General features: G+C 65.4%; 9 protein-coding genes. 2 read left to right on the top strand and 7 right to left on the bottom strand.

Going from position 1 to position 11,478, the window contains the following annotated elements; translation table 11 throughout:
* Window positions 1-46 precede the first annotated feature (46 nt).
* The 4 genes from RXV90_RS07295 to RXV90_RS07310 all read right to left on the bottom strand — a co-directional run bounded on the left by RXV90_RS07295 (window position 47) and on the right by RXV90_RS07310 (window position 5,503).
* The gene (locus RXV90_RS07295) at window positions 47-1,003 is read right to left on the bottom strand and encodes an ABC transporter ATP-binding protein (protein WP_316647858.1); all 957 of its coding nucleotides are present in this window, start codon (window positions 1,001-1,003) and stop codon (window positions 47-49) included.
* Window positions 1,000-2,883, bottom strand: a complete 1,884-nt coding sequence (locus RXV90_RS07300; RefSeq protein WP_316647859.1) for a dipeptide/oligopeptide/nickel ABC transporter permease/ATP-binding protein — start codon at window positions 2,881-2,883, stop codon at window positions 1,000-1,002. Before RXV90_RS07300 ends, RXV90_RS07295 begins: the two co-directional genes overlap by 4 nt.
* Window positions 2,880-3,827, bottom strand: a complete 948-nt coding sequence (locus tag RXV90_RS07305; RefSeq protein ID WP_316647860.1) for an ABC transporter permease — start codon at window positions 3,825-3,827, stop codon at window positions 2,880-2,882. Before RXV90_RS07305 ends, RXV90_RS07300 begins: the two co-directional genes overlap by 4 nt.
* Before the next feature lie 98 nt (window positions 3,828-3,925).
* Entirely contained in the window at window positions 3,926-5,503 is a 1,578-nt protein-coding gene (locus RXV90_RS07310) for an ABC transporter substrate-binding protein (RefSeq protein WP_316647861.1), read from the bottom strand.
* 103 nt (window positions 5,504-5,606) lie between these two features.
* Between RXV90_RS07310 and RXV90_RS07315 the strand changes: the two genes are divergently transcribed.
* Window positions 5,607-6,278: a DUF1028 domain-containing protein gene (locus RXV90_RS07315; RefSeq protein ID WP_316647862.1), complete on the top strand. Its 672-nt coding sequence runs from the start codon at window positions 5,607-5,609 to the stop codon at window positions 6,276-6,278.
* A gap of 3 nt (window positions 6,279-6,281) precedes the next feature.
* Here RXV90_RS07315 and RXV90_RS07320 read toward each other — a convergent pair whose 3' ends face one another.
* A complete protein-coding gene (locus RXV90_RS07320) occupies window positions 6,282-7,049 on the bottom strand; it encodes a FadR/GntR family transcriptional regulator (protein WP_316647863.1) in 768 nt (255 codons plus the stop codon).
* Between the two features lie 61 nt (window positions 7,050-7,110).
* Between RXV90_RS07320 and RXV90_RS07325 the strand changes: the two genes are divergently transcribed.
* The gene (locus tag RXV90_RS07325) at window positions 7,111-8,334 is read left to right on the top strand and encodes a M20 family metallo-hydrolase (RefSeq protein ID WP_316647864.1); all 1,224 of its coding nucleotides are present in this window, start codon (window positions 7,111-7,113) and stop codon (window positions 8,332-8,334) included.
* An 11-nt stretch (window positions 8,335-8,345) separates the two neighbouring features.
* On the opposite strand, the gene RXV90_RS07330 is transcribed toward RXV90_RS07325, so the two are convergent.
* Together RXV90_RS07330 and RXV90_RS07335 are read right to left on the bottom strand one after the other, a co-directional pair.
* Window positions 8,346-9,770: a hypothetical protein gene (locus RXV90_RS07330; protein ID WP_316647865.1), complete on the bottom strand. Its 1,425-nt coding sequence runs from the start codon at window positions 9,768-9,770 to the stop codon at window positions 8,346-8,348.
* A gap of 16 nt (window positions 9,771-9,786) precedes the next feature.
* Entirely contained in the window at window positions 9,787-11,310 is a 1,524-nt protein-coding gene (locus RXV90_RS07335; protein WP_316647866.1) for an aldehyde dehydrogenase (NADP(+)), read from the bottom strand.
* Window positions 11,311-11,478: the final 168 nt, after the last annotated feature.

Here is an 11,478-nt window from a genome sequence, read left to right on the forward strand (position 1 = left end):
GGCAGGGGAGTGCAGGGGGCGGATGTTGCCTTGACCGCCCGCGCCTTCACTCCGTCAGCGGATGAAAGCAGGCCACGTCCGACGCCCCGGCGCGTTCGAGCTCCGGTATCTCCGCACGGCATCGATCGCTGGCCCGCGGGCAGCGCGCCGCAAAGGCGCAGCCGGGCGGCGGGTTCAGGGGATCGGGCAGTTCGGTTCCCGTGGCCTCGGGCGCCGACAGGGGCCGGCCCACCACCGGCGCGCTTTGCGCCAGAAGCTTTGTATAGGGGTGCTTCGGGGCTGCGAAGATTTCCGTCGCAGGCCCGATCTCAACCACCGACCCGAAATAGAGCACCGCGATCCTGTCACTTACGGCTTCGACCACAGCAAGATCATGGCTGATGAAGAGATAGGTCAGGTCGAACTCTGCCCTGAGATCCGCAAGCAGGTTCAGCACCTGCGCCTGAACGGAGACATCGAGGGCCGAGACGGGTTCATCCAGGATCAGGATGCGTGCATTCGCCGCCAGGGCCCGCGCAATGCCGATGCGCTGGGCCTGCCCACCGGAGAATTCGTGCGGATAGCGATCAAGAAACTCCTCGCGCAGGTTTACGCTGTCGAAGATTTCCGATATCCGCCTGCGCCGTTCGGCGGCCGGCATCCCGTGAAGCCGCTTCAGCGGTGCTTCCATGATCTGACGGATCGTCTTTCGCGGGTTGAGTGACGAAATCGGATCCTGAAAAACGTACTGGATGCGCTTGCCGAATTCGGCGGGGTCGGAGGCATCGAGGGCGACGCCCTCGATCTCGATCTGCCCGCCCGAAGGTTGCAGTAGCCCCACTAGCATCCGCGCTAGGGTGGACTTGCCGCAGCCCGACTCGCCCACGATCCCGAGCGTTTCGCCCTGCTGCACGGTGAGCGACACCGGGTGCACCGCTTTCACCGATCCCGTGGCGCTGCCGAAGAGTGTGCGTCCGACCGGAAAGGTTTTCGAGAGCTCCGTCAGCTTCAGCGCCTCTGTCATTCCGCCGCCTCCCGCGAGGTGGATTCGGGGAACAGGCACCGCACGCCGCGGGTGCCGTCGGAAACCAGTGGAATGTCGCCTTTCCGGCACTCCCCTTTCGCTTTCAGACAGCGCTCGGCGAAGGCACAGCCTTTGGGCAGGTTATCGACCACAGGCGGCAGGCCCGCGATGGCTTCGAGCCGCCGTTTGCCGCCGCCCAGTTCGGGGACGCAGGCCATGAGGCGGCGGGTGTAGGGATGGCGCGGGGTTTCCAGGATATCCGCCGTGCGGCCTTCCTCGACGACCCGGCCCGCATACATCACCGCGACCCTGTCGCAGAGCTGGGCGACGACACCGAAGTCATGGGTGATGAAGACGATCGCGAGGCCGCGCGACCGCCTGAGATCGTCGAGGATCGTGAGCACCTGTGCCTGAACCGTCACGTCGAGCGCCGTCGTCGGTTCGTCGGCGATGATGATGTCGGGATCGTTCGCGAGCGCCATGGCGATGCCGACGCGCTGGCGCATCCCGCCCGACATTTCGTGCGGGTAATCCGAGATCCGCTTCTCGGCATTCGGGATGCGCACGGCCTTCAAGAGTTCGATCGCCTTCGCCCGACCTCCGGCCTTGCCGATCGTGCGGTGTGCGCGGATCGCCTCCACCAGCTGATCCCCGATACGGTAAAGCGGATGGAGCGTGGCCAGCGGATCCTGAAAGATATAGGCCACGTTCCGCCCACGCATATCGCGCAGCCGCCGGTAGGGCGCGCCGATCATGTCCTCTCCGTCGTAATACGCCGCGCCGCCGGTCACGACGCCGGGCGGCGAGGCAACAAGCCCCATCACCGAAAGCGCGGTGACAGATTTGCCTGAGCCGCTTTCGCCGATGATGCCGAGGCATTCGCCTTTTTCCACGTAAAGATCGACGCCGCCCACCGCGCGATAGACGCGGTTCTTGACGTGAAACTGGGATTCAAGCGCGCGAACCTCCAGTAGCCCGTTTCCCGCCGGCTTCGGCGCCGCGCTTTGCCTCGCGACGCGCGTTGCGGCCATCGGGCGCGACAGGGCCCCGGATTTCAGGTGCGGATCCAGGGCATCGCGTACCCCGTCGCCCAGAAGGTTGATAGACATCACGATGACCAGGATCATCACCCCCGGAACGATCGAGGTATGCGGGTTTGAGATCAGGGCGGAGCGTGCCTCGCCCAGCATCGAGCCCAGATCGGCTTGCGGGGGCTGCGAGCCAAGCCCGAGGAAGGAGAGGCCCGCCGTTTCGAGGATCATCCAGCCAATCGTCGTCGACATCGCGATCACGATCACCGGGATCACGTTGGGCAGGATCTCGGACAGGATGATCTGGGTATGCGAGAGGCCCGACAGCCGCGCGGCATCGACGAATTCCTTGTTGGCGATGCCGACGGTGATGCCGCGGATGTTTCTGGCGAAGAACGGCACGTTGACGGTGGCGACCGCGATCAGCGCGTTGAACAGGCCGGGGCCGAGGGCGGCGACGATGGCCAGCGCGAGCAGGATGTAGGGAAACGCCATCAGCATGTCGACGCCGCGCATCAGGATATTGTCGGTGCGTCCGCCGTAATATCCCGCGATGATCCCGATCGCCGCGCCGATCGTGGCCGCGGCGATGGCGGCGGCAAAGCCCACGGCCAGCGAGAGCCGCGTGCCCCAGAGAAGCCTAGACAGAAGATCGCGCCCCAGGTGATCGGTTCCGAGAAGGGCGCCTTCGGAAAAGACCGGCCGGAACCGGTTCGACGTATCGGTGACATCGGGGTCCGCGAGCGGAAGAAGCGGCGTGACAAGCGCCAGGAGAACGACGGCTGCCAGGACGATCCCGCCGGCAAGTGCAAGCCGGTTGCGGGCCAGTAGTTTGAAAAAGTCGGTCACGTCTTGATCCTCGGGTCGAGCAGGCTTTGCGCCACGTCGACCGCGATGTTGAACAGAACGTAGCAGGCGGCCACGAAGACGACGCCACCCTGCACCAGAAGGATATCGCGCTTGAGGATCGCATCCACCAGCATGCGGCCCACGCCGGGCCACTGGAACACGATCTCGATATAGACCGCGCCCGACAGCACGAAGCCGGCCTGGATGCCGAGGACCGGGATGATCGCCACCATCGCCGCCTTCAGTGCATGCCGCCAGATGACGCCGCGCTCATGCACGCCCTTTGCGCGCGCTGTGCGGATGAAATCCTGCCGGAGCACCTCAAGCATGGCCGACCGCGACAGCCGCGCGATCACGCCGGTTGCGACCACGGCAAGGGCGAGGGCGGGCATCGTGAGATGCGTGATCAGCACCCCGACGGTCCGGTCACCATAGATCGGCCACATGCCCGAGACGGGAAACCAGCGTAGGTTCACCGCGAAGAAGAGGATCATCGTCATCCCGAGGAAAAAGGACGGGATTGATATGCCGAGCAACACGGCAAAGGTGATCGTCTTGTCGGCCCAGCCATACTGGTTGGCGGCCGAGATCACCCCGGCGACGACGCCCAGGATCGCACTGAGCACAAAGGCGGTGCCGGCGAGAAAGAGCGTAGCGTTGAACCGTTCCAGCACCTCGTCCAGGACCGGGCGGTTCAGCGCGAAGGAGGTGCCGAAATCGCCCTGAAGCATGTTTCCGAGCCAAATGAAATATTGCTGGACGAGCGGCTTGTCCAAGCCGAGGTCACGGTTCAGCTTCTCGACATTCTCGGGCGTTGCGTAGCTTCCGAGGATGGCGGTCGCCGGATCTCCGGGGATAAGCGCCATGATCAGGAAGACGATCACAGTGATCCCGAGCAGGACGGGGATCGCGGAAAGAAGTCGCTTCACGATGTAGCCCGTCATCGCCCGGCTCCTTCATCTTGGCCCAAATACTCGCGGGGGAGCGCGAGGGGGCAGCCGCCCCCTCGCCCTGGTCGGACCGGCAACGCCCGGTTCGATCCTCAGTTCTTCACGACATCGTCTAGCAGAAGGAAGAACGATGGCTGGAGAGAGAAGCTCTCAACCCGGTCGCTCGTCACCGCGTTCTGTTTCCAGTTCGCGACGAAAACCCAGGGCGCGTCCTCCTGAACGATCGTCTGCATCTCCTTGTAGAGGCGCGCGCGTTCGTCCTGGTCGGTGGCGACCCGCGCGGCTTCCAGAAGCTCATCCACCTTCGGGTTCGAATAGTAGCCCGAGTTGAAGCCACCCTGGTCGGGCCAGGCCGCAGTGCGGAGCGCAAGGAAAGGCAGGGTATCGGGATCGTTCGTCATCCAGGCCATTTGCGCCATGTCCGCCTTGCCTTCGAGGCCCGGGTTCACGTTGCCGAGGAAGGTGTTCCACTCGTAGGTCTCGATCTTGACGTCGAAGCCCACCGCTTCGAGATCGGCCTGCATCGCGGTGCCCATGGCCACGGGATCGAGCATGCCGGAGCCGCCTTCGGTAACGTAGAACGTGAGCTCGGCCCCCTCCGCCCCGGCCTCGGAGATCAGCGCGCGCGCCTTCTCGGGGTCGTAGGGATAGGGTTCGAGATCCGGGTTGTAGGCCCAGGCGAAGGCCGGCGGGGTCGGGCCCGCGGCGACCTCGGCGGTGCCTTCGAGCACATCGTTGACGATGGCTTCCTTGTTGATCGCGTAATTCGCGGCTTGGCGCACGCGCTTGTCCGCGAAGGGCCCTTCCTTTGCGTTCAGGATCAGGAACCAGACATGCGGCCCGGCCTGCTCATGCACCGTGTAGGCATCGCCCTCGAATTGCGAAAGCGCCACAGGCGGCACCTCGACCATCAGGTCGATCCCGCCGGCCAGCATTTCCGCCGTGCGCGTATTGGCGTCGGTGATGGGCCGGAAGACGACCGCCTGAAGCTTCGGCGCACCGTCCCAGTAATCGGCATTCGCCTCGATTACCACGGCTTCGTTGGAGCGCCATTCGGCGAAAGTGAAGGGGCCGGTGCCCGAGGGGTTCCGCCCGAATTCCGCTCCGTGCTCCATAACCGCCGCGGGGGAAACGATCAGGCCCGTGGGATAGGCGAGGTTCGACAGGAACGGCGCGTAGGGCGCGTTGAGCGTGAACCTCACCGTCATGGGATCGATGACCTCGACGCCTTCGACCGCCGAGAAGAAGAAGGCCAGCGGGAAGGGGCCCGTGTCGTGATAGGGATGGCTCTCGTCCAGCATCCGGTCGAAGTTGAATTTCACCGCCTCGGCGTCGAAGGTGCTGCCATCGTGGAAGGTGACGCCGTCGCGCAGGGAGAAGGTGTATTCCGTGCCGTCCTCGCTGATCTCCCAGCCGGTGGCAAGCGCGGGCTCGACCTCGAGGGTCCCGTCCTTGTAGCGCACGAGCCCGTCATAGACGTTCATCAGGATGCGGAAATCGTTGACGGCGGTGACCGCCGCCGGATCCAGCGCCTTCGGTTCGGCGATCTGACCGACGATCAGGACGCCGGGCGGCGTCTGCGCCCCGGCGCTGCCGAGTGTTCCGAGGGTCAGGGCAAGCGCCGTCCCGGCGGCGAGCATGCCGCGGCGCGTAGCGTGGAAGAGCGACATTTTGGTTTCCTCTCCTGTTGGTTTGTCTCTAATTTATCATGATAAATTGCATCAGGCCAAATTTTCATGATAAATTCAACCCCGCAGCTTTCCGGAGGCCTCGATGACAATCTCAATCCTCGCTTTCGACCAAGAAACGGGCACTTACGGCGGCGCCGCAGCCACCGGAAGCCTTTGTGTCGGGGGGTGGGTTCTGCGGGGTGACCCCGAATCGGGGATGTCCGCATCGCAGGGATCGTTGCCCAGCACGCTCTGGGGCACCGCTGTTCTGGATCGCATGAAGCGTGGTGAGGATGCCGAAACAGCCGTGGCCGCCGTGACGGGGGCAGATGCCGGGCGGGCAGAGCGACAGCTTGCAGCACTCGACCCCGGCGGCGGGACGGCCCATTTCACCGGGCAGAACAGCATACCGACCGCGGGCGCGCGCTCTGCGCGGCATGTCGTGGTCACTGGAAATCTTCTTGCCTCCGAAGATGTGCTTGATGCCGGTCTTTCCGGGTTCACGGGAACGAACGGGGCGCTCGACGCCCGGCTCCTTGCGGCACTCGCGGCCGCTGCCGGGGCCGGGGGGGACAGCCGCGGCCTGCAATCGGCCGCGCTTCTCGTCGTCGCCCGAAAGCGCCCGCCGCTGACCTTGCGTGTCGATCTGTCGGAAGATCCCCTGGCCGCGCTGACCGAACTGCACCGCCGCGCCACGAACGGGCCCTATGCGGACTGGGTGCGTCACGTTCCGACGCTGGACGATCCCGAACGCGGCGATCCCTATGCGCCCTGAGCGCTACTCGGCGATGAAGCGCTTCATGACCTCGGCTTCCTGGGCATCCATCAGCGCTCGCGCCATTTCCATGTGGCTTCGCATCACTTCGCGCGCCCGCGCGCCGTCGCCTTGACGCAGCGCGGCGATAAGATCGGTCTGATGCCGCCGCCCGCGTTGCCAGAGATCGTGATTCGGCGTCGTGTAAAGGCGCTTGTAGACGGTCAGGTCGGTCAGGATCTGCGCCATGAAGCTGATGAAGAATCCCAGAAGCGCATTCTGTCCGAAATCGGAGAGACGCGCGTGAAACCTGAGCGAGGCAATATGCTGGCGGCGCTCTTCATCGGCATCTACCGCGGGATCGGCGTAGTGCTCCATGATCGCTTCGAGTTCGGCAAGCTGCGCGTCCGAGAGCTTGCCTGCCAGCGTTGCCGCCAGTTCCGGCTCCAGCGCGATCCGTACCTGGTAGATATCGGCAATCGTCACGTCCCGGAAATAGAAGTAGTTCGCGAGAAGTGCATGCGCCCTTTCGCGCGTCACTTCGCCAACAAAGCTGCCGCCCCCGGGCCCGGTCTTCGTCTCGATGAGCCCCTGCGCCTGAAGAAGGCGCATCGCCTCGCGGATCGTGCCTTTCGACATGCCGAAGCGGGCGATCAGCTCGGCCTCTCCCGGCAGACGGTCGCCGGGCTTCAGCCCTCGCTCCACCACGAGTTCCTTGATGGCGTCGGCCACGCGCAGGGGGCGAGAGCGCCGTGATCGCCCCTTTTGCTCCTGAGAGAGTGCCTCGCTCATCCGTATCTCCGGCCCATTGGAGGATAGGAAACCTATTTATCATGATAAATACAAGGCCAAGATGACCTACGGACAAACCGCCGCCGCCCGCCTGCAACAGATCGCCCAAGCCTCGGCCTCCTCCGAGGGCATCACCCGCCTGCCGTGGACGACAGAGCACCGCGTGGCGCTGGCGGAGATCACCAACTGGATGGAAGACGCCGGCCTGACAGTGTCGCTCGATGCTGCCGGAACCCTGATCGGTGCCACGCCCAATCCGCACGGCAAGCCGGTGCTCCTGATCGGATCGCATCAGGACAGCGTTCCGTCGGGTGGGGCATTCGACGGGATCATGGGCGTGGCGCTCGGCTGTCTCGCCGCTAAGGTTCTGGAAGCTCGGGTCGACACTCTGCCATTTGCCCTCGAGATCCTCGCCTTCGCCGACGAGGAGGGGGTTCGGTTTCCGACCGCGCTGATCGGGCCGCGCGCCCTGGCTGGCACGCTCGACCCCGCAGCATTGGAGATGACCGACCGGGACGGGGTGACGATGGCCGAAGCCATGGCAGGGTTCGGCGTCGATCCGTCCGCCGCCCATGCCCTTGCGCGCGATCCCGCGACGGTGTTCGGGTATGTGGAGCTTCATATCGAACAGGGCTGGGTCCTGGAAACGCGCGACCTGCCGGTCGCTGCGGTCAGCGCGATCTGCGGGATTTCGCGATTTGAAGTGAGCATCGAGGGCGAGACAGGACATGCGGGCACCGTCCCCATGACGGGGCGTCGCGACGCGCTTGTCGCCGCCGCGCGTATCATATCGCTGGTGGCCGAAGAAGGCGCGTCGCTTGGCACCCTTCGGGCAACCGTGGGCCAGGTTGTGGTCAGGCCGGGCGCGGTTAATGCCATACCGTCGGACGTTCGCTTCCCTCTGGAAATCAGGGCCGAAAGCGATGCGGCGCGCGAAGCGTTCGAAGCCCGGGTTCTGAGCCGGGCGGGTGAGATCTGCGACAAGGCGGACTGCCGGCTCACGGCACGCCGGAGCTATGTGCAACCTGCCGCGGCCTGCGCCCCGATCCTCACACGTGCGTTCGAGGATGCGATGGCGGATTGCGGCATCGCGCCCCTGACCATCCCTTCCGGCGCAACCCATGATGCGTCGGCCATGGCGGATCTCTGCCCGATCGCCATGCTGTTCGTGCGGTGTCGTGGCGGGATCAGCCACCGGCCGGACGAGCATGCGAGCGCCGGAGATATGGGGGTGGCGATCGACGTGCTGGTCCGGGCGATCGAGCGGTTGGGGCAGACTGGCTAAAGCCGCGTGCGTCAGGTTCCGCCGGTCAGGAGATAGAAGAGCGGCACGAGGATCAGCGCGGCCATGAGCGTGAATCCGAGGCTCCACCCCCATGTCAGCGTGCGGGGGGCGATACCCGAGGCGCGCGAGACGATCAGCACCACCGTCGCAAAGGGCGAAAACGTCATCGACAGCGCCCAGCCGCAGGAGATCGAGAAGGCGATCAGCGTGGGATCGCCGGGCAGGACCGGGAGTTCGGCGAAGAAGGATCCCATGAAGACCGCCATCATCGTGGGCGAAAGCGCGAGAAGGCTGACGACGCAAAGGAACGGCGGAATGGCGGCGAGGAGCACCCAGTCAGGCATCGCTTCGAGACCAAGCGTCTCGGCCACCGCTGCAGCGGGGACAAGCCCGGCCGCGGCGCGCCCGATATAGCCCGAGCAGGCCAGGGTGATTGCCACGTTTGCTGATCCGGGCAGCTCGACCGCCACGATCTCCCGCAGCCGCGGTGCCAGCGCGGCGAGGCCAGCCCTTTCCGGAAAGCCGTTCTGCGCGGCCAGCCAGCCCACGACCATGACGGGGCAGGCGGCGAGCACCCCGAACACCGCGGTTTCGTCGAAGAGCCGGACGAAAAGCACCACAAGGCCAAGAAACCAAAGTGTGGTTGCGGCGAAGCGAAGCGCTGCGCCCCGAGGAAAGACCATGAGTTTGCGGATGCCCTGCGGACGGTAGGCTCGGAACTTCAGGCGATCTTCGAGAGCGCCAAGGATCATCAAGATCACGAAGAGGCCGAAGCCGTAGCCGATCCACTGGCTGCGTTCGACGCCCGGCAGAAGCTCGGCCACGATAAGTGGTGCGAAGGCCGTGGGCGACCAAGTGACCGACCAGGCAAAGCCCCTGAGAAGCGCAGAGATCTGGCGCTGTTCGCGCACCGGGTTCAGAGCATCGCCCGGTGCAGCGCGCCGGATCCCCTGTTGGATCAGAGGGACGAGAAAGCTGATGACGCTCACATTGAAGAGGATGGCGAGGAAGGCCGTGCCGCCGTTCAGGGCGTAGTAGCGCCGGCCCGGGGGCTGGCGGGTGAGGTATTCGCCCATAATCTCGACCGAGGGCGAGGTGGCCGCCGTTGCCTGCAAGAGGCCCAGCAGCAGGATGAAGGCCATCAGGAATGTTGCCTGGTCGAGGGCACCGGCCAGAATGCCCGTGGGATCGGGTTGGCTGAGGGCGACGATCGCCGAAAGAACTGCGCTTGCGCCTATCAGGTAGAGTTCGCGCAGACCCAGCCGGCGGACAGACAGGGCCAGAACCGCGCCCATCGCGAGCCAGGCGGCTTCCTGAATGGTGCGGGAGTCGCTGAACCGGGCGGTGAGCTCCAGTGAGGCCACGGCGGCCAGGAGCACGGCAAGCAATGGCAGGCGCGGGCGCGCCATCTGCGCCGTCGGCGTGCCGCCGGTCACTCTATGGCGCCCCGTGTCAGGAGAGATCCCCCGGCAAAAGCGCATCGGGCAGGTTCTGGTAGCAGACCGGGCGCAGGAACCGCCGGATCGACAGCGTGCCAACGGAGGTGGCGCCGAAGTTCGTGGAAGCCGGGTAGGGGCCGCCGTGAACCATCGCGTCCGCAACCTCCACCCCGGTTGGGAAGCCGTTCGCAAGAACGCGCCCCGCCTTTCTTTCAAGGATCGGCAGCAGACGCCGGGCCAGCGCCGTGTCGCCTTCGTCGAGGTGGAGTGTTGCGGTCAGCTGACCGTGAAGGGAGCGCGCGATGTCTTCCATCTGGTCTGCGCCGTTCGTGCGGACGATCAGGCCCAGGGGGCCGAACACCTCTTCACCGAGGGCGGCATTGGATAGCCAGGTTCCGGCGTCGGTTTCATAGAGATACGGTGTGGCGTTCCGTAGGTCGCAGACCGATGTCAGCACTTCCTGCACCCCGGCGCTCGAGGCCACGCGGTCGCGGCCCTCGCGATAGGCCGCTGCGATCCCGTCGGTCAGCATGGTCTGGGGCGCCGCCTCGTCCAGCGCGACCTTTGCCGCGGCGACGAAGGCGTCGCCGGCCGCACCGGTATCGATGACCGCGATGCCGGGGTTGGTGCAGAACTGGCCCGCGCCCATGGTAAGGGATCCGGTCCAGCCCTGTGCGATGGCCTCGCCGCGGGCTTTCACGGCCTCGGGAAGAAGGAACATAGGGTTGACCGAACCCAGTTCGCCGAAGAACGGGATCGGCTCTGGCCGCGCTGCGCAGAGATCGAAAAGCGCCCGTCCGCCCGCGAGCGATCCGGTGAAGCCGACCGCCTTTATAAGCGGGTGCTGGACGAGCGACTGCCCGACATCCCGCTTGCCGCCCTGGATGAGGGAGAAGACGCCGGGATGCACGCCGGAGGCAGCGATTGCGGCATGGATCGCCTCGGCCACGATCTCGCCCGTTCCGGGATGTGCCGAGTGGCCTTTCACAACGACCGGGCAACCTGCGGCGAGCGCGGCGGCGGTATCGCCGCCCGCCGTCGAGAAGGCGAGCGGGAAGTTCGAGGCGCCGAAGACGGCGACCGGCCCGATCGGGCGCTGGACGAGTTTCAGATCCGGTCGCGGCAGAGGCTGGCGGTCGGGCAGGGCTGGATCGTGGCGGCGATCGAGGTAATCACCCTTGAGTATGTGCTCGGCAAAAAGGCGAAGCTGGCCGGTGGTACGCCCGCGCTCGCCCTGGAGACGCGCTTCGGGAAGCCCCGTCTCGGAACAACCGATGGCGGTGATCGCATCGGCGCGTGCCTCGATCTCGTCGGCGATGGCGTTCAGGAAGGACGCGCGGCTTTCACGGGTGGAATAGCCGAAGCTCCAGAACGCGTCTTCCGCCGCGGTGCAGGCCCTGTCGACATGGGTCGGCGTGCCGATCGAAAAGCTGTGCGCTGTTCCGTCGGCCGGATCGGATTGAAAGGAGGTGTCGCCTGCAACCCACTCACCTGCGATGAGGTGTTTGCCGTGCGGGGTGAAATTGTCTTCAGGCATTTTGTGCTCCTATTGCCCGTTCCTGTCTCGGTGCGTGCCGTGGCCGGCAATCTTGGCGCCGGAGGGAGCGCGTCGGGTTTTACACGCTCCGCAGTCGGTCGCCACTTCTTCCGTCATCCTAGCGGGAATGACAATCACACTGCCGTCCGGAGGATATCTCCGGGATGC

The organism is Ovoidimarina sediminis, assembly GCF_032586175.1.
Taxonomy (GTDB): domain Bacteria; phylum Pseudomonadota; class Alphaproteobacteria; order Rhodobacterales; family Rhodobacteraceae; genus Ovoidimarina; species Ovoidimarina sediminis.